Source organism: Aeromicrobium sp. (assembly GCF_047607065.1).
GTDB lineage: Bacteria > Actinomycetota > Actinomycetes > Propionibacteriales > Nocardioidaceae > Aeromicrobium.
Genome location: NZ_JASGDU010000044.1, coordinates 48,670 through 66,174 on the forward strand (window position 1 = coordinate 48,670; position 17,505 = coordinate 66,174).

The following is a 17,505-nucleotide window of genomic DNA, read 5'->3' on the forward strand; positions in this document are numbered from 1 at the left end:
AGAGCCGAGATCACGACACGTCAGCCACCCGCCCAGCCTCTGAGGTGCGCCGAAGGAGCCTCGAAGGGACGGACCCCTGCAACGGCCCGCTGTCTGGGTCATTTCGAGGCTCGCAAGCTCGCACCTCAATGACCGAGTTCGCCGGCCATCTGGTTCCTGAGGTGCGAGGAGCTTGCGACGAGCCTCGAAGGGCGAAGGGACCCGCCGCGTGCGCTACTTGGCGTAGGAGTGCAAGCCGGGGAAGAGGGTGTTGACGCCGTAGTAGCTGAACACGAACGTCGCAAAGCCGATCAGGGCGATGATCGCGGCCCGGCGTCCCCGCCAGCCCGCCGTCACCCGCGCGTGCAGATAACCCGCGTACACCGCCCAGGTGACGAACGCCCAGACCTCCTTGGGGTCCCAGCCCCAGTACCGGCCCCAGGCGTAGTGCGCCCAGATCGGACCGGCGATCAACGCACCGAAGGTCCACAAGACGAAGCCCACCGCGTGTACCCGGAAGGCGATCCGGTCCATCGCGGCGATCTCCGGAACCCGCGCCAGTATCGGCCCGACGGTTCCGCGCTGCTCGGCGCTGTCCTTGAGCAGATACAGCACCGAGGCCGCCGCACCCACGAGGAACAGCGCGCCGGCGATCATCACTGCGGCAACGTGGATGACCAGCCAGTACGAGTGCAGCGCCGGCACCAGCGGGCCGGCCGGCACGTACTCGACCCCGGCCAGGCCGAGAATCGCCAGGCCGAAGCCGGTCACCATCGGTGCCACCCACTGCACCTGCACGAGCCGCACCAGGACGAGGTAGACCACGAGCGCGATGGACACCCCGGTCAGGCCGAACTCGTACATGTTGCCCCACGGCACCCGCCCGGCGGCCAGCGCGCGGGTGAGGACGCTCGCCACGAGCACCCCGGCCGCGACCACCGTCAGGGCGACGCCGATACGGCTCAGGACGGCACTGCGCGGCTCGACCTCGGCGGCCTCCTCATCGGCGGACAGACCCGCCCCGGCTCGAACCGGCACGACCGCCTCCTGGCGGGCGAACAGCAGCTCGGCCAGATGGGCCAGGAATGCCAGCGCCAGCACCACGGTTCCGGAGGCCATCGCGTAGTTGGAGAACTCGGCGTAGTCGGCACTCGTCATGGCATCTCCTCGGTCTCCACCGCATCACGGAAGCGGTCGATGAACGCGCTCAAGTCGCCCGGCAGATCGTCCCGGGGAACCCGGTCCAGCACGGCGACCTCCACCACGGTACGGGAGCCGTCACGGCAAACGCGGACCCAGGTGCGGCGCGGGCGGACGAACAGCGACAGCACCAACCCCGCCAATCCGGCGGCCACACCGCCGAGCGGCAGCCCGGCCAGCGGCGAAGAACTGATCTGGAAGCGCGCGAACTGCTTCAGCGCGGTGAACTCCACGGTGGTCCCGTCGGGCAGCGTCGAGGACTGTCCGGGCTGCAGCTCGACGCGGAAGGGATTGCCGTTCTCGCCCATCACCTGCGTCATGTCGCTGGTGTCGAGCACGTACACCGACTGCGGGGTGCCGTCGTCCAGTCCGAGGTTTCCGGTCCAGACCTGCATCGCCACGTACGGGTTGGCGGCGGCGGGGAAGGCCGAGATCGAGGCGTCGTCCTCCCCGGTCGTCACCGCCGTCGGCAGGAAGAAGCCCTGCATCCCGATCTGCTCGGGCTGCGCGTCGGGGACCTTGACGACGCCGCCGGAGGTGTAGGTGGCGTCCTGGGGCAGGAACGGCACGGCCTCGTCGAAGACCACCGTCCCGGTCGCGTCGGTGACCTTGATGACCGGCGCGTACCCCTGGCCCACGAGGAAGACGTCCGTCGAGCCGATGGACACCGGATGGTTGACCCGGATCGCGTAGTCCCGCTCGTCGCCGTCGATCCCCTCGCGATAGGTGCCGGTGGCCTCGAACAGGCGCGGGGCACCGCGCTGGGGGCCGTCGAGCTGAAACTTCGCCAGCAGGTCGTCGAGTTGGAGAGAGAACGCGGGCAGGTCGTCGGGGTCGAACCACGTTCCCGAGGTGAATTCGTCGTACTGAGTCAGGACGTTGGAGAACCGGTCTCCCTCGACGACGATGACCGATCCGCGATAGCCCAACAGCGAGCCGGTCGCCACGCCGATGAGCACCACGACGATGCTGACGTGGAAGACGAGGTTGCCGAACTCACGCAGGTAGCCGCGCTCGGCCCGCACCTCGGCAGTGTCGCCGTCGCTCACCACGTCGATGCGGGCACGACCGAGGGTGCGGCGGGCCGCCGCGACGACGTCGTCCGGGCTCGCTGCGGTCTCGAAACCGCCCGAGGCGGGCAGCCGGTCGAAACGCTGCGGCGCCTTCGGCGGACGGGCGCGCAGCGCACGCAGGTAGACGCGGGTACGCGGCAGGACGCAGCCGATCAGGGAGACCATGAGTAGCAGGTAGATCGCGCTGAACCACGGCGAACTGTAGACGTCGAACACGCCCAGCCGGTCCAGCCACGGCGACAGGGCGGGGTGACGCATCCGGTAGGCCTCGACCGCGCGGGCGTCGACCCCGTGCTGCGGCACGAACGACCCCGGCAGGGCCGCGAGGGCCAGCAGCAGCAGCAGTTGCAGCGCGGTGCGCATCGAGGTCAGCTGTGTCCAGATCCACCGCAGGAACTCGACCGGACCGAGCGCCGGTGCCCGCTCGCCGCGACCTGGCCGGTTCACAGGGCCGCCCCGAATCCGCCGGCCCAGGTCTGCAGCGCGCCGATGAGTCCGTCCCACCAGCCGGTCACGAGCAGCAGACCGACGACCAGCAGCAGCACCCCGCCGGCGATCTGGACACCGCGCTGGTGGCGGCGCACCCATCCGGCGGTCCGGGCGAAGCGGGCGAAGCCGAACGCGGCCAGCACGAACGGCACCCCGAGGCCGGCGCAGTACAGCGCGGTCAGCAGCGCTCCGCGAGCGGCGGTGGCCTCGTTCCCGGCGAGCGCGAGCACCGCGGCCAGCGTCGGACCGATACACGGCAGCCAGCCCAGCCCGAAGAACACCCCGAGCACCGGCGCGATGGCGACGCCCACCGTCGGCACGGCATGGATGCGCCAGTCGCGCTGCAGCCGCGGCACCAGGCCGAGGAAGACCAACGCCAGCGCGATGACGAGCAGCCCGGTGACCACGGCGAAGGCCCGCTGATGTTGGGCCAGGCGCAGCCCCACCGCGCCGAACAGGGCACCGCCGGCCACGTAGATCACCGAGAATCCCGCGACGAACAGGATCGCGCCGAGCACGATGCGCGGCTTCCTGTCGCCGTCGAGATCCTGCACGCCGACGCCCGAGACGTAGGAGAGGTAGCCCGGCACCAGCGGCAGGACGCACGGGGAGAAGAACGACACCAGGCCCGCGGCCAGCGCCACCGGGATCGCCAGCGCGAGCGAGCCGGACATCACCGTCTCCTGCAGCCAGTCGTTCATGCGCCGTCCTCGGCCAGGAGGTCATCGAGAATGTCGCCCAGGGTCGAGGCGTCGACCTGGTCGAGGATGCGTGCGGCCACCCGCCCGTCGGCGTCGATGACCCAGGTCGTCGGGATCGCCTGCGACGGCAGCGAGTCGACGAAGCGCAGTTCGAGGCTGCCTCCGGCGTCGGAGAAGCTCGGGTAGTCGATGCCGTAGGTCTGGTTGAACGCCTTGGCCGCGGCGTCGTTGCTCCGGTTGACGATGCCGAGGAACTGCACCCGGTCGGCGTAGGTCGTGGACAGCTCGGCCAGCACCGGGGCCTCGGCCCGGCACGGCGGGCACCACGACCCCCACACGTTGACGACGAGCACGCGGCCGGCGAAGTCGTCGCTCGACAGCGGCTTCCCGTCGAGGCCGGTGCCGCTCAGCGTCGGCGCGTCGACCCGGTCGGCCGGATCCACGAGGGTCACGGTGCCGTCGGCGCTGACGTAACCACCGGTCGACCCGCCCGTGCCGGCACCCTCGCAGGCACCCAACGCGAGCACGGCCACCGCGATCAAGGCGCCGAGACGGCGAACAGCCATGCGGCTCACGCGCCGCCGACGAAATCGCCGGAGTCCGGCAGCAGGTCGGCAGCCGGCTCGGCGTAGCTGAAGCCTGCGTAGTCGTCGCCGTCGAAGTGCAGGCTGGTGATGCTGGCGAGCGTGCATTCGCGGTTGCGCGGGTCGTGGGCGAACTTACGGCCCTCGAAGGCCAGGCGGGCGATCCACACCGGCAGCTGGTGCGACACGACGGCCGCCTCGTGGCCGCGCGCGGCTTCACGCGCGTCGGCGACCGCCTCCCGCATGCGCCGGGCGACCTCGGTGTACGGCTCGCCCCACGACGGCCGCCAGGGGTTGCGCAGCAGCCACCAGTTGCCCGGATGCAGGAAGGCCTTCGGCCCGACCCCGACGACCTTGCCCTCGAAGAGGTTGCCCGCCTCGATGACGCGGGGGTCGGTGGAGATCGTCGCGCCGAGCGCGTCGGCGAGCGGCTGGGCGGTCTGCTGCGCCCGCTCCAGCGGCGAGGCGACCAGATGCGTGATGTCGTTGCCGCCCAGATGGTCGGCAACGCGGCGGGCCATCTCGTGCCCGAGGTCGCTCAGGTAGAACTCCGGCAGGCGGCCGTAAAGGACCTTGCCGGGGTTGTCGACCTCGCCGTGGCGTATCAGGTGCACGGTCGTACGGGCGCTCATGGGGACCTCGGTATTCGTGGGAAGGCGGGGGTTGTCGCCGGTTTAGTGCGGTGTCGCGGCGGCAGCGGCCGACGCGGCGGCCGGCAGCGCTGAGGTGATTCTAGAGAGGGCCTCGTCATCGTGCGCCGCCGAGACGAACCAGGCCTCGAACGCACTGGGCGGCAGGTAAACCCCGGCGTCGAGCATCGCGTGGAAGAACGGCCCGTAGCGCCAGGCCTCCTGCGCCTGGGCCTGAGTGAAGTCGCGGACGCCGGCCCCCTCCTCGATGCCCCAGAAGACGCTGAACATCGACCCGGTGCTCTGGATGACGTGCGGCACCCCGGCTACGGCGAGCGCCTCGCCGACGGCCTCCTGGAGGCGGCCGGAGACGTCGAGTAGATGGTCGTAGACCTGCGGCGTCGCCAGGCGCAGCGTCGCCAGGCCGGCGGTGGTGGCGACGGGATTGCCGGCGAGGGTGCCAGCTTGGTAGACCGGCCCGGACGGGGCCAGCAGATCCATGAGGTCAGCTCGTCCGCCGAAGGCTGCAGCCGGGAAGCCGCCGCCCATGACCTTGCCGAAGGTCATCAGGTCCGGCGCCCATCCCTCGACCGCGCCGTCCAGTCCCCATTGCCCGCTGCGGCTGGCGCGGAAGCCGGTCATCACCTCGTCGCTGATGAACAGCGCGCCGTGCCGGCGGCAGGTCGCCGCGAGGAAGGCGTTGAAGCCCGGCTCCGGCGGCACGAGGCCCATGTTGCCGGGGGCGGCCTCGGTGATGACGCAGGCGATGCGCTCGCCCAGCTCGGCGAAGGCCGCCGTGACGGCGTCGCGGTCGTTGTAGGGCAGGACGACGGTGTCGGCCGCGACGTGGCCGGGCACGCCGGGGGTGCCTGGGATGCCGAGCGTGACGACGCCCGAGCCGGCCTCCGCCAGCAGCGGATCGACGTGGCCGTGGTAACAGCCCGCGAACTTGACGATCGTGTCGCGCCCGGTGGCTCCGCGGGCCAGGCGGATGGCCGACATGGTCGCCTCGGTGCCCGAGGAGACCAGGCGCACCCGCTCGACGGGGGTGCGGGCCACGATCTCCTCGGCGAGCGCAACCTCCGGCTCGCTCGGCGTGCCGAAGGAGGTGCCGCGCGCCGCCGCCTCGCCGACCGCAGCCAGCACCTCCGGGTGCGCGTGCCCCAGGAGCATCGGTCCCCACGAGCCGACCAGGTCGACGTACTCGTTGCCGTCAGCATCGCTCAGCCAGGCACCGCAGCCCGAGCGCATGAACCGCGGGGTGCCCCCGACGGCCCGGAAGGCCCGCACCGGAGAGTTCACTCCGCCGGGCGAGACCGCCTGCGCGCGGGCGAACAGGGCCTCGGATCGTGTCGTCTCCACCGGCCCATCCTCCCACCCGCCGGCACCCGCGCAGAGAGCGTCGTAGGATGCGTAACCCAGATCACATCTGGATCGTTGTTGGAGTGCCGTCCACATGGCGTCGGACCGTCACTTCCGGTTACGATGTCGGTCGGTGCGACTCCGAAAGCCGGGGTCGTTCAATGAGAGGGAACTCGATGCGGGCTGGAAAGTTGACCCGGTGGCAGAAGGCCGGGGCGTTGGTGCCGATGGCTGTCCTCGTGGGGGCCTGGGGCGTCGCATTGGCGAACTCCGGCCTTGCGTCGGCCGTCGACAGTGATAACGGCGGAGAGGTCCCTTCAGTGCCGAGCACCGCCTACGACGACCCGGCCAGCGTGGTCGACGAGGCCCCTGCGGGCATCGACCCGCGCGCGGGCACCGAGGGCACGGTGGCGACGCTGTCGACCGACGGCATCCCGAACGCCGCGCTCTCGGCCTACAAGCGTGCCGAGACCCTGCTCGCCCAGGCCGACGCCGGCTGCCACCTGCCGTGGCACCTGCTGGCGGCCATCGGTCGCGTCGAGTCCAACCACGGCCGCATCTCCGGAAACCAGCTGAACGCCTCGGGCACCGCGACGCCGGGCATCTACGGTCCGCAGCTCAACGGCAGCAATAACACCACCCAGATCAACGACACCGACAGCGGTGCGCTCGATCAGGATCCGGTCTACGACCGTGCGGTCGGCCCCATGCAGTTCATCCCGGGCACCTGGAAGTCCGTCGGCGTCGACGCCGACAACGACGGTGTCAAGAACCCGCAGAACGTCAACGACGCCGCCACCTCGGCCGGTATCTACCTGTGCGCCGGCCCCGGCGACCTGAGCAACCCGGCCGAACTCCGTTCGGCGGTCCTGCGCTACAACCGCTCCGAAACGTACGCCGACACGGTCATCGCGATCTCGAACGGCTACGCCCAGGGCAATTACACGCAGTCGCCGAACAACCTGACGTCGTCGTCTCCGCTCGTGCAGCGCAGTTCCGATCAGTCGATCTCGGCCGCTGATCGCCAGGCCGCTGCGGCCGAGGAAGCCAACCCGACGACAACCACTCCGACGACGACCTCCTCGACGGACGGCACCAGCGGCACGTCGGGCACGGGCAGCAGCGGCACCACGACCACCACCACGCCGAGCACGCCCACCAGCAGCAACAGCGGCGTCACCGGACTGGTCGAAAGCCTGACCAGTGACCTGACGGGCCAGTCCGGCACCAGCGGCACCAGCACGCTGAGTTGGGTCGAGGCTCGCGCCGCCTGCCTGGCGAGCGGCGTCTCGGTCCTCGACGTCAAGGCTCTGACGACCTGCGTGGCCGAACTCCTGGGCTGACGCCACCGGCATCCAGCGAAGCGTTCGGTCCCCTCATGTCAGAGGGGACCGAACGCTTTTCAGGGCACTTCGCGCACACGGTAGGTGGAGGAAAAGCCGATCATTGAGGTGTGAGCACAGCACATTCGAAATGACCCACCACCGCTGGCTTCGAGGCTCCTCGTTCCTCGTCGCACCTCAGCCAGCGGGACCTACCTCCGGTCCCTGAGGTGCTACGACGAAGGAGCAGCCTCGAAGGGACTTACCGCCGCCGGCTTCGAGGCTCCAGCCGCTTGCGGCCTCCGCACCTCAGCCAGCGCCCATCCGCGCACGCTCCCATCCCCGCTGGCTAAGGTTCACCTACTGGCGGACGTTCTTATCCGGCGAGGCGGGCGGCGTACTCGGCGGCCCAGTACGTCAGCACGATGTCGGCACCGGCCCGTCGGATCGAACCGATGGTTTCGGCAATGGCGCGATCCCGGTCGATCCATCCCTGCGCAGCGGCGGCTTCCACCATCGCGTACTCCCCCGAGACGTTGTAGGCGGCCACCGGGGCGTCGGTGCGCTCGCGAACCGCAGCAACGATGTCGAGATAGCCGAGCGCGGGCTTGACCATGACGACGTCGGCCCCCTCGGCGAGGTCCAACTCCAACTCGCGCAGCGCCTCGCGGAGGTTCGCCGGGTCTTGCTGATAGGTGCGCCGGTCCCCCTGCAAGGCCGAATCGACCGCCTCGCGGAAGGGGCCGTAGAAGGCCGAGGCGTACTTGGCGGTGTAGGCCAAGATCGCCACATCGGTGCGGCCGGCGGCATCGAGGGCGGAGCGGATCACGCCCACCTGACCGTCCATCATGCCGCTCGGGCCGACCCAATGCGCTCCCGCCTCGGCCTGGGCGAGTCCCATGCGCGCGTAGATCTCCAGCGTCGCATCGTTGTCGACCCGCCCCGCGTCGTCGAGCACCCCGCAGTGGCCGTGGTCCGTGAACTCGTCGAGGCACAGGTCGCTCATCACCAGCAGGTCGTCGCCGACCTCCTCGCGCGCGTCACGGATGGCGGCGTTGAGAATGCCGTCGGGGTCGAGCGCGCCGCTGCCGGTCGCGTCCTTGTGCTCGGGGACCCCGAACAGCATGACGCCGCCCAACCCGAGGTCGACGGCCTCCCGGTAGGCCCGGCGCGCCGACGCGCGGGTGTGCTGCACGACGCCGGGCATGCTCGTGATCGGCTGCGGCTCGTCCAGGCCCTCGGCGACGAACAGCGGCCAGATCAGCTGCGCGGGATCGACGCGGTTCTCCCGTACGATCCGGCGCGTCGCCTCACTGGCGCGGAGCCGGCGCGGACGGTGGGGCAGCGAGGGCGCAGTCATGCCCGCAGGCTACCGCCCGCTCCTGCGGGTCATGCCTTGCGGCGGGAGGAGGGACGACGCTGCGACGGCTTGGTCACCGGCTCGCCCGCCTCGATGAACGCCACCCGGCGTGCGGCACCGAAGGCGGCGAGCGCATCGGCGAGCACGTCGACCGACGGGGTCTCGGCGAGCACGTCGACCCGCAGGCCGTGCTCCTCGGCAGTCTTGGCCGTCGCCGGTCCGATGCACGCGATGATCGTCGACGGATGCGGCTTGCCCGCGATGCCGACGAGATTGCGCACCGTCGAACTCGACGTGAACATGACCGCATCGAACTTGCCCGACTTGATCGCGTCGCGCGTGGGGGCCGGCGGCGGCGCGGCCCGCACGGTGCGGTAGGCCGTCACGTCGTCGACCTCCCAGCCGAGATCGATCAGGCCCGCCACCAGGGTCTCGGTGGCGATGTCGGCACGCGGCAGGAAGACCCGGTTGATCGGATCGAGCGTCTCGTCGTAGGGCGGCCAGTCCTCGACCAGCCCCCGCGCGCTCTGCTCACCCGAGGGCACGAGATCGGGCTTGATGCCCCAGGTCGCGATGGCCTCGGCCGTCTTCTCGCCGACTGCGGCGATCTTCAGGCCGGAGAAGGCCCGCGCGTCCAGGCCGTACTCCTCGAACTTCTCGCGCACCGCCTTGACCGCGTTGACACTGGTGAACGCGACCCATTCGTAACGGCCCTCGACCAGACCCCGGACCGCCTTGTCCATCTGCTGCGGATTGCGCGGCGGCTCGACGGAGATGGTCGGCACCTCTTCGGACACCGCACCGTAGCCGCGCAGGCGCGCCGCCAGGCTCGCCGACTGCTCCTTGGTGCGCGGCACGAGGATGCGCCAGCCGTACAGCGGCTTGGTCTCGAACCACGACAGCGCCTCGCGCATCTGCACGACCTCGCCGACGACCGTGATGGCCGGCGCGGTCATGCCCGCGTCCTTCGCGTCGGCGGCGATGGCCTCCAGCGTCGAGACGACGGTAACCTGCTCGGTTGTGGTGCCCACGCGGGTCATCGCCACGGGGGTCTGCGGCGAACGACCGGCGGCGATGAGCCCGTCGGCGGCCTCAGCGATGCGCGCGACGGCCGACAGCAGGACGAGGGTGTCGTCGCCGCTCAGCTCCTCCCAGGCCACCTGGGAGTCGCCGACACTGACGACGCGGAACTCGCGGTGCTGACGGTTGGTCAGCGGCACGCCTGCGTATGCGGGCACGGCCTGGACCGAGGAGATGCCGGGCACGATCTCGAACTCGATGCCCGCCTTGGCGCACGCGGCGGCCTCTTCCGGTCCGGTCGCGTAGGTGAACGGATCGCCGCTGATGAGCCGCACGACGTGCGCGCCGGTCTTGGCGTGGCGCACCACGAGACGGGCACGAGCCGCATGGGTCAGCTGCTCGCCGTCCTCGCCGACCCCGCCGTCAACGATCTCGGCACCGTTCGTCACGAGCGAGACCTGTTCGGGCAACTCGGTGATGACGACATCGGCCTGAGCCAGCAGCTCAGCGGCGCGGACGGTCAGCAGGCGGACATCGCCCGGACCAGCGCCCACGAAACTGACACGTCCCGGCTTCTTGGGCGGCTTCGTACGGCGGCGGGTCGGCACCGTCGCTTCAGCGTCCGGCGTCGCAGTGGTGGTGCTCACGTGGATCTTCTTTTCGGGTAGTGGGCGGAGTGATATCGGTGCCGGTCGGCACTCAGGGGACAACGGGAAGGGGCACCATCAGGTCGGCGGCACCCTCGGACAACATCTCGGCGGCCAGGTCCTGACCGAGGCCGGCGGCCAGGCCGGGAACCCCGGTCGCGGACAGGCGGATCGTGTGCGAGCCGTCCGGCGCGGCCACGACGGCGCGCAGCCACAACTCGTCGCCGTCCTCGCCGGAGGCGACCTCGGCGAGCGCGCCGACCGGTGCGCTGCAGCCGGCCTCCAGCGCGGCCAGCAGCGCACGCTCGGCAGTGGCGGCGGCACGGGTGTCGGCGTCGTCGAGGGCGTCGGCGAGCAGCGCGATCAGGTCTGGACGGTCGGCCCGGCACTCGACGGCCAGCGCGCCCTGTCCGGGCGCGGGCAGCACCTGGATCGGGTCGAGTATCTCGGTGGCCTCGCCGGCACGGCCCAGGCGCAGCAGCCCGGCTCGGGCGAGCACCACGGCGTCGACCTCGCCGGAGGCGACCTTGCCGAGCCGGGTGTCGACGTTGCCGCGGATCGGCACGATCTCGACCCCGAGGCCGAGGGCGCGGATCTGCGCGGCGCGGCGCGGCGAGCCGGTCGCGACGACAGCCCCGACCGGCAGCTCGCCGAGGGTCAGGCCGTCTCGGGCGACGAGCACGTCGCGGACGTCCTCGCGCGCCGGAATCGCGGCGATCCGTAGTCGCGGGTCGTCCGCAGTCGGCAGGTCCTTGAGCGAATGCACGGCGAAGTCGACCTCGTCGCGCAGCAGCGCCTCGCGCAAGGCCGCCACGAAGACGCCGGTGCCGCCGATCTGGTCCAGCGGCGCGTTCGAGCGGTCGCCCTCGGTGCTGATCGTGACGAACTCGACCTCGCGGCCGGTCGCGGCCCGCACCTGGTCGGCGACGTGTCCGGACTGGGTGCGTGCCAGCGCGCTGGCACGGGTGCCCAGGCGCAGGGGTTCCTGGCTCATGCGGACCCCTCCCCCACGGCAGAAACCGCCTGGACGGCCGCCGGATCGAGCGCGAACAGATCGGCCAGGGCGTCGGCGTAGGTCAGCCCCGCCGGCCCGTCGACCAACTGCTGCACCCGCACGGTCGGCTGATGGAGCAGCTTGTCGGAGACGCGCTTGAGCGCCTGACGCACCTCGGCGCGCTGGGCATCGGTCAGGTCGCCGAGGCGCGATTCCAGCCGGGCCGTCTCGGCCTGGACGATCTCGGTGGCCATGCCGCGCAGCGCGACAACGGTCGGCGTCACCCGCGAGGCGGCCTTGGCCGCGAGGAAGGAGTTGACCTCGCCGTCTACGATGGCGCGGACGGCCGCGACATCAGCCACCACCTCCGAGTCGGCGGCGCGCTCGGCGAGCACCTTCATGTCGATGTGCCCGATGTGCGCCAGCTCGGCTACATCGGGGGCGATGTCGCGCGGCAGGGCGAGGTCCACGAGCGTCATGGGCCGCCCGTCCGGGGTCGCCCGCTCGATGCGGGCACGGTCGAAAACGACCCCCGTGGCACCGGTACAGCTGATGAGCACGTCGGCCGCAGCGAGTTCGACGTCCATCGCTTCCCAGCGCACGGCACCGACGCCGAAGGTCGCCACCAGCTCGTAGGCGCGCTGATAGGTGCGGTTGGTGACCATGATCCGGGCCGGGGCTACGCCGCGCTCCACGAGCGTGCGCACTGCGAGGCTGGCCATCGTGCCCGCGCCGGCCACGAGATACCGGGTCGTGTCCGTCGCCTCACCCGCAGCGTCGAGAGCTGCGGTGACGATCGAGGGGGCCAGCAGGTCGATGCTGGTCTCGGCGTGGCCGCGCTTGCCGATGCGCAGCGCCTGCTGGAACAGCGTGTTGAGCGACGGTCCGACGGTGGACTCGGCCTGGGCAGACTGCAGCGACTGACGCACCTGGCCGAGGATCTGGCTCTCGCCGAGGATCATCGAGTCCAGGCCGGCAGCCACGGAGAATAGGTGGGCGACTGCGGCCTCGTCATAGTGGACGTAGAGATAGTGGACGATCTCGTCACGGCCGAGGCCCGCGTGCTCGGCGAACAGCCGCGACAGCTCCTCGATGGCCCCGTGGAAGCGCTCGGCCTCGACGTATACCTCGACACGGTTGCACGTCGAGATGACGACAGATTCGGTGATGTGCGGCGATTCGAGGACCTTGTGCGACAACTTGACGCCGTCGTCGGTATCGAGGGAAGCACGCTCCAGCACCTCGATGGGTGCCGTCCGATGCGACATACCCAGTACGAGAACGCTCACGCGGTCACCGCCTGGCCGGTTGCGAACAGCAGAATTTTCACCATACACCTGCGCCGCTCGACCCGGGGATTTCCCCATAGGGACAGGCCCGCAGCGCGCCGACAGTCTATGTTCGGAGCCGCGCGTTCACCAAATCGTCACGTCGACCGGGCGAGCGCGGCGCGAAGCCGGTCGGGGTCGACGCGCCAGAAATCGTGCTGCCGTCCGTCGACGAAGGTCACCGGGACCTCGTCGGTGTAGCGCGCGGCCAGAGCCGGATCGGCGTCGACATCGATCGCCGCCCAGGTGTCGCCGGTCTGCGCCACCACCTGCTCGACGACCTGTTCGGCGACCTCGCACAAGTGACAGCCCGCGCGGGTCAGCACGACGACCCTGGCCGCCTCGGCGGCGACGACCTGCGGCGTCTCGGTCACCGCAGCCCCAGGGCGCTGCCACGGGCCAGCGCGCGCAGGCGGCCCTTGGCGACCTTGCCGGTGGCCGAGTAAGGCAGCCCGCTCACGATCTCCACCGTACGAGGCTGCTTGAACCGGGCCAGCTTCGTACGGCACACCGCCTCCACTGCGGCGCGCACCTCGGCATCGTCGCTACCGCCGAGCGGTACGACGAAGGCCACGACACGTTCGCCGGTCTCCTCGTCGGGCAGGCCGACGACGGCCACCTGATCGACGCCCGGCGCATCGGCGATGGCGTCCTCGACCTCACTGGGATACACGTTGAAGCCCGACACGATGACGAGTTCACGCAACCGGTCGACCAGGGTGAGATCGCCGTCGTCGTCGATCAGGCCGATGTCGCCGGTGGGATACCAGCCCTCGGCATCCGGGCCGTCACCGCCGTCGGGCCAGTACCCGGTCAGCAGGTTGTCGCCCCGCACCCAGATCTGCGCCGGGTCTCCGGGCGCGGCCTCGCGGCCTCCCGCCGCCTCGGCGAGGCGCACCTCGATGCCCGGCAGCACCCGGCCCACCGAGTGCGGCTTCGGCCCGCCGTCCGGGCCGCGCCCGGCACCGAGAGTGACCGCGATGACCGGGGCGGCCTCGGTGAGGCCGTAGCCCTGCTCGATCACGTGGCCGCTGGACTCGCGGAAGTCGCGCGCCAGGTCCGGATCGAGCGCGGAGGCCCCCGAGACCACGACCCGCACGCCGGCCAGTTTCTCGCGCAGGCCGGTCAGGCCCGACCAGGCCGCGACGACCGGCGGAGCGACCGGGAGGTTCGTGACGCCCTCGGCAACGATGACGTCCAGCAGGCCCGAGGGATCGAAGCCGTCGATCAGCACCAGCGGCACGCCCTGGCGCACGGCCTGGCCCAGCACGCAGTTGAGGCCGTAGATGTGGAACATCGGCAACAGCCCTAGGCACACGTCGCCCGGCGTGACGACCCCGACCCGGGCCACCTGCTCGATGTTGGCCAGCAGTGCCCGGTGCGACAGCATGACGCCGCGCGGCCGTCCGCTCGTGCCGGAGGTGTAGAGCAGCACCGCGAGCGATTCGGGATCGACCGGTGCTGCGGGGTCGGCCTCGACGGCGGCCTGCAGGAAGCTGGCGAAGTCGATCTCCTCGCCCTGCGGCTGCGGGCCGTCCACGACGACCGTGAACCGCCGCTCGGTCCGCGCGGCGGCGCGCACCGCGTCGACGGCGGTGCCGTCGGCCAGCACCAGCCGGGCACCGGAGTCGGCGAGCATGCGTTCGATCTCGCGCGAGGTCGAACGCGGGTTGACCGGCACCGCCACCATGCCGCCGCGCAGGACAGCGAAGTAGGCGATGACCAGATCGATGCGGTTGGCCATGACGAGCGCGACACGCTGACCGGCCCGCAGGCCGCGAGCGCTCAGGCCGCGCGCAACGGTGTCGGCGGCCGCGTCGAGTTCGGCCCAGGTGACGGCGCGGCGCGGGCGCGAGCCGTCGGCGGCCACCTCGACGAGGGCGGTTCCCTGCGGATCCCGCTCGGCCGCTGCCGCGAGGATCTCACTGACGTTCACGGTCACGACACCCACTCTTCCACACCCGTTGGGCCGCGTGAACTCCTCGCCCGCTCACCCCGGAGCGGTAACGTGGCGACATGAGCCGCCCGCCCCACGTTCCCCGGCCCGTCTCACCGGCCGACCGGCGCCCCAACCTCCAGGCACGCTCGGTTCTTGCCGGGCAGGCTGCGGCAGCCGCCGCCGAGGTCGAGATCGCGCTCGCCCCGCGCACCGACCCCAGTGCGGCAGCCTTCTTCGATGTCGACAACACGATCATGCAGGGTGCCTCGATCTTCCACCTGGCGCGCGGCCTGTACCGGCGCGACTTCTTCTCCGCACGGGACCTCGCCAGCGCGATCTGGCAACAGGCCTACTTCCGCATCTCCGGCGTCGAGGATCCCGAGCACATCGAGAAGGCCCGCTCGTCGGCACTGTCGTTCATCGCCGGGCACAGTGTCGCGGAGCTGGAGGAGATCGGCGAGGACGTCTTCGACGAGCACATGGCGCACAAGATCTGGCCCGGCACCCGCGCCATCGCGCAGACCCACCTCGACCGTGGCGAACGGGTCTGGCTGGTCACCGCCGCGCCCATCGAGATCGCCCAGGTGATCGCCCGGCGGCTCGGCCTGACCGGAGCGCTCGGCACCGTCGCCGAACACGTCGACGGCGTCTACACCGGCCGGCTGGTCGGCGAGATGCTGCACGGCGAGGGCAAAGCCGTCGCCGTGCGGGCCATCGCCGAGCGCGAGAACCTCGACCTGGCGCAATGCTCGGCCTATTCGGACTCCAGTAACGACCTGCCGATGCTGTCGCTGGTTGGCCGCCCCTGCGCGGTCAATCCCGACGCGACGCTGCGCGCCCACGCCAAGGCCCACGGCTGGGAGATCCGCGACTACCGCACCGGCCGCAGGGTCGCGGTGGCCGGTGCCAAGGCCGCCGGTTTCGCCGCGGCCACCTCGACGGCCTGGCAGGTCGCGCGCCGACTGCGCCGCTGATCTCAGGGATTTCTTCGTTCGCTGGGCCAAACCCCGAGCGGGGGGTTAGACTTCCGGTGATCTGGGAGGGATCATGTGGGAGAACTGTGGACGTCTGCGCGTGGCTGTGGCCTTGGCCCGCACCCACGCCGACGATCATTTCCTCCTCGCGGCCCTGGCCGATCTGCCCGCCGCTCAGACGCCTGCAGGCGGCAGCCCCGGCGAACCCGATCTCGATCCGGAGGCACAGCGCCTGCGCGCACTGGTAGACCTGGCGACCTCCGGCGACGCCGAGGCGTTCGGGCAGCTATACGACCACTACGTCAACGGCATCTACCGCTTCATCTACTACCGCGTCGGCTCGGCCCAGTTGGCCGAGGACCTCACCAGTGAGACGTTCGTGCGCGGCCTGCGCGCGATCTCCCGTTTCAGCTGGCAGGGCAAGGATTTCGGCGCCTGGCTGACGACCATCGCACGCAATCTCATCACCGACCACTTCAAGTCGAGCCGGGCACGCCTGGAGATCGTCTCCGACGCGGTACCCGAGACGAAGAAGAGTCCCCCGACACCCGAGGAAGAAGTGCTGACGCTCGTCTCCAACGAGATGCTGCGCGAGGCGATCAACACCCTCCCGCAGGAACAGCGCGACTGCATCCTCATGCGTTTCATGCAGGGGCTCTCCATCGCCCAGACGGCAGCAGCCTTGGGGCGCAGCGAGGGCGCGGTCAAGCAACTGCAGTTGCGCGCGGTGCGCCGCCTGGCCAAGAACATGCCGGAGGATGCGCGATGAATCTCAGGAAAACAACACACCGAATCGGCGTCATAACACGTAACTCTCCTCGTCTCGTTCTCGTTCGACCCTACGTACACCCCCGGTTATTGGTGAGGCAATCCTGATGGCAACCAGCAAGCGCGACGCCGACGCTTTCGAGGCAGCCCTACGCGGCGGCCCCGTCGACGCCGCCGTGCGCGACGTCGTCCGTCAGGCCGAGGCTCTGTGCGAGGCCGCCGCCACCGTAACCCCCGCCGCGTCGTTCCGCGTCGCGCTGCGCGAGCGGCTGATGGCCGAGGCCGCCGACGTGCTCGTCGTCGCCGAACGGCCGGCCGCAGCACCCGTGTCCACCGCGACTCCGTGGCGTCGCCGCGTCGCGCGGATCAGCGCCGCCGCCGTGATCGCGGTCGGCGGGGTCGGCATCGTCGCCTCCAGTGCCCAGGCGGTGCCCGGTGACCTGCTCTACAGCGTCAAGCGCGGGGTCGAGAACATCGAGTTGGCGCTGCACCGCTCCGACGCCGCCCGCGGCGAGTTTCAGTTGGCGCAAGCCCGTGAGCGCCTGGCCGAGGCCGAGTATCTGGCAGCTGAAGGCGACTTCAACCGCTCTGCCGATGCCCTTGCGGACTTCCGTAGCCAGGCCGATGCCGGTGCCAGCGACCTGTTCGCCGCCTATCAGAACGACAGCCGCAGCACCTCGGTCGAGTCGGTCAACGACTTCGCCGCAGAGTCCGCCAGCGTCCTGTCAGGGCTGGTCGGCCGGTTCCCGGCCGACGGCGGCACGGGCCCGGTGGAGTTGTCCATCGAGACGATCCGCGAGATCGTCACCCAGGCCGGTCAACTGTGCGGCGAGTGTGCGGTGCCGACGCTGCCGAGCCTGCTGACGACGGCTGAAATCGTCACCGACGCCGACGGCACCTCGGCGTCGGCAACTCCGTCTGCGGCCCCGACCGCGACACCATCGGCTCACCCCACGTCGACGCCCCAGCCGTCCGTGTCCACGCCGACGCCGAGCAGCACACCGCTACCGACTGCGGTGCCGCCGGTGGAGGTCCCCGTGGTCACCCCGCTGCTGAGCGACCTCCTCGGCGATGACGGCGTTGTGCCGAGCCTGCTCGGCGGCCTCTAGAAGTAACAGGTTCCGCGCAGACGAACG

At 70.7% G+C, this 17,505-nt stretch carries 16 protein-coding genes; 4 read left to right on the top strand and 12 right to left on the bottom strand.

Features of this window, described 5'->3' with window-relative positions; genetic code table 11:
• Positions 1 to 213: 213 nt before the first annotated feature.
• Genes ccsB through hemL form a run of 6 tightly spaced genes read right to left on the bottom strand, consistent with a single transcriptional unit; the run spans position 214 to position 6,017 of the window.
• On the bottom strand, positions 214 to 1,137 hold the full coding sequence (ccsB, locus tag QM597_RS06380; protein WP_415004033.1) for a c-type cytochrome biogenesis protein CcsB: 924 nt from the start codon (positions 1,135 to 1,137) through the stop codon (positions 214 to 216).
• Positions 1,134 to 2,699, bottom strand: a complete 1,566-nt coding sequence (locus tag QM597_RS06385; RefSeq protein WP_415004034.1) for a cytochrome c biogenesis protein ResB — start codon at positions 2,697 to 2,699, stop codon at positions 1,134 to 1,136. Before QM597_RS06385 ends, ccsB begins: the two co-directional genes overlap by 4 nt.
• Positions 2,696 to 3,442, bottom strand: coding sequence for a cytochrome c biogenesis CcdA family protein (locus QM597_RS06390; RefSeq protein ID WP_415004035.1), 747 nt, complete (start codon positions 3,440 to 3,442; stop codon positions 2,696 to 2,698). The genes QM597_RS06385 and QM597_RS06390 overlap by 4 nt, the downstream gene beginning before the upstream one ends.
• On the bottom strand, positions 3,439 to 4,008 hold the full coding sequence (locus tag QM597_RS06395; RefSeq protein WP_415004036.1) for a TlpA family protein disulfide reductase: 570 nt from the start codon (positions 4,006 to 4,008) through the stop codon (positions 3,439 to 3,441). The genes QM597_RS06390 and QM597_RS06395 overlap by 4 nt, the downstream gene beginning before the upstream one ends.
• Positions 4,009 to 4,013: 5 nt before the next feature.
• Positions 4,014 to 4,658 carry a histidine phosphatase family protein gene (locus tag QM597_RS06400; protein WP_415004037.1) on the bottom strand — a complete coding sequence of 215 codons (645 nt, stop codon included), beginning with the start codon at positions 4,656 to 4,658 and terminating at the stop codon, positions 4,014 to 4,016.
• Positions 4,659 to 4,700: 42 nt separating this feature from the next.
• Entirely contained in the window at positions 4,701 to 6,017 is a 1,317-nt protein-coding gene (gene hemL / locus QM597_RS06405) for a glutamate-1-semialdehyde 2,1-aminomutase (RefSeq protein WP_415004038.1), read from the bottom strand.
• 176 nt (positions 6,018 to 6,193) lie between these two features.
• Here hemL and QM597_RS06410 point away from each other — a divergent pair, with 176 nt between their 5' ends.
• Positions 6,194 to 7,360, top strand: coding sequence for a lytic transglycosylase domain-containing protein (locus tag QM597_RS06410; protein WP_415004039.1), 1,167 nt, complete (start codon positions 6,194 to 6,196; stop codon positions 7,358 to 7,360).
• Positions 7,361 to 7,715: 355 nt separating this feature from the next.
• Here QM597_RS06410 and hemB read toward each other — a convergent pair whose 3' ends face one another.
• The 6 genes from hemB to QM597_RS06440 form a co-directional block, all read right to left on the bottom strand.
• On the bottom strand, positions 7,716 to 8,699 hold the full coding sequence (gene hemB / locus QM597_RS06415; protein WP_415004040.1) for a porphobilinogen synthase: 984 nt from the start codon (positions 8,697 to 8,699) through the stop codon (positions 7,716 to 7,718).
• A gap of 29 nt (positions 8,700 to 8,728) precedes the next feature.
• Positions 8,729 to 10,366: a uroporphyrinogen-III synthase gene (locus QM597_RS06420; protein WP_415004041.1), complete on the bottom strand. Its 1,638-nt coding sequence runs from the start codon at positions 10,364 to 10,366 to the stop codon at positions 8,729 to 8,731.
• Between the two features lie 52 nt (positions 10,367 to 10,418).
• Entirely contained in the window at positions 10,419 to 11,360 is a 942-nt protein-coding gene (hemC, locus tag QM597_RS06425) for a hydroxymethylbilane synthase (protein ID WP_415004042.1), read from the bottom strand.
• Positions 11,357 to 12,649 carry a glutamyl-tRNA reductase gene (locus QM597_RS06430; RefSeq protein WP_415004043.1) on the bottom strand — a complete coding sequence of 431 codons (1,293 nt, stop codon included), beginning with the start codon at positions 12,647 to 12,649 and terminating at the stop codon, positions 11,357 to 11,359. Before QM597_RS06430 ends, hemC begins: the two co-directional genes overlap by 4 nt.
• A 137-nt stretch (positions 12,650 to 12,786) precedes the next feature.
• Complete coding sequence (locus QM597_RS06435; RefSeq protein WP_415004044.1) at positions 12,787 to 13,062, bottom strand: glutaredoxin family protein; 276 nt, start codon at positions 13,060 to 13,062, stop codon at positions 12,787 to 12,789.
• On the bottom strand, positions 13,059 to 14,630 hold the full coding sequence (locus tag QM597_RS06440) for a class I adenylate-forming enzyme family protein (RefSeq protein WP_415004045.1): 1,572 nt from the start codon (positions 14,628 to 14,630) through the stop codon (positions 13,059 to 13,061). The genes QM597_RS06435 and QM597_RS06440 overlap by 4 nt, the downstream gene beginning before the upstream one ends.
• A 74-nt stretch (positions 14,631 to 14,704) precedes the next feature.
• On the opposite strand from QM597_RS06440, the gene QM597_RS06445 reads away from it, so the two are divergent.
• From QM597_RS06445 to QM597_RS06455, 3 genes are all read left to right on the top strand, one after another.
• Positions 14,705 to 15,601 (top strand): HAD family hydrolase, encoded by an 897-nt coding sequence (locus QM597_RS06445; RefSeq protein ID WP_415004046.1) that lies wholly within the window; start codon positions 14,705 to 14,707, stop codon positions 15,599 to 15,601.
• A 73-nt stretch (positions 15,602 to 15,674) separates the two neighbouring features.
• Positions 15,675 to 16,370, top strand: coding sequence for a sigma-70 family RNA polymerase sigma factor (locus QM597_RS06450; RefSeq protein WP_415004047.1), 696 nt, complete (start codon positions 15,675 to 15,677; stop codon positions 16,368 to 16,370).
• 106 nt (positions 16,371 to 16,476) lie between these two features.
• The gene (locus QM597_RS06455) at positions 16,477 to 17,478 is read left to right on the top strand and encodes a DUF5667 domain-containing protein (RefSeq protein WP_415004048.1); all 1,002 of its coding nucleotides are present in this window, start codon (positions 16,477 to 16,479) and stop codon (positions 17,476 to 17,478) included.
• Positions 17,479 to 17,505 lie beyond the last annotated feature (27 nt).

Excerpts from the sequence above, each read along its gene's own strand:
- ccsB (WP_415004033.1), bottom strand. The coding sequence starts at position 1,137 with ATGACGAGTGCCGACTACGCCGAGTTCTCCAACTACGCGATGGCCTCC.
- QM597_RS06390 (WP_415004035.1), bottom strand. The coding sequence starts at position 3,442 with ATGAACGACTGGCTGCAGGAGACGGTGATGTCCGGCTCGCTCGCGCTG.
- QM597_RS06395 (WP_415004036.1), bottom strand. The coding sequence starts at position 4,008 with ATGGCTGTTCGCCGTCTCGGCGCCTTGATCGCGGTGGCCGTGCTCGCG.
- QM597_RS06400 (WP_415004037.1), bottom strand. The coding sequence starts at position 4,658 with ATGAGCGCCCGTACGACCGTGCACCTGATACGCCACGGCGAGGTCGAC.
- QM597_RS06410 (WP_415004039.1), top strand. The coding sequence starts at position 6,194 with ATGCGGGCTGGAAAGTTGACCCGGTGGCAGAAGGCCGGGGCGTTGGTG.
- hemB (WP_415004040.1), bottom strand. The coding sequence starts at position 8,699 with ATGACTGCGCCCTCGCTGCCCCACCGTCCGCGCCGGCTCCGCGCCAGT.
- hemC (WP_415004042.1), bottom strand. The coding sequence starts at position 11,360 with ATGAGCCAGGAACCCCTGCGCCTGGGCACCCGTGCCAGCGCGCTGGCA.
- QM597_RS06445 (WP_415004046.1), top strand. The coding sequence starts at position 14,705 with ATGAGCCGCCCGCCCCACGTTCCCCGGCCCGTCTCACCGGCCGACCGG.
- QM597_RS06450 (WP_415004047.1), top strand. The coding sequence starts at position 15,675 with ATGTGGGAGAACTGTGGACGTCTGCGCGTGGCTGTGGCCTTGGCCCGC.
- QM597_RS06455 (WP_415004048.1), top strand. The coding sequence starts at position 16,477 with ATGGCAACCAGCAAGCGCGACGCCGACGCTTTCGAGGCAGCCCTACGC.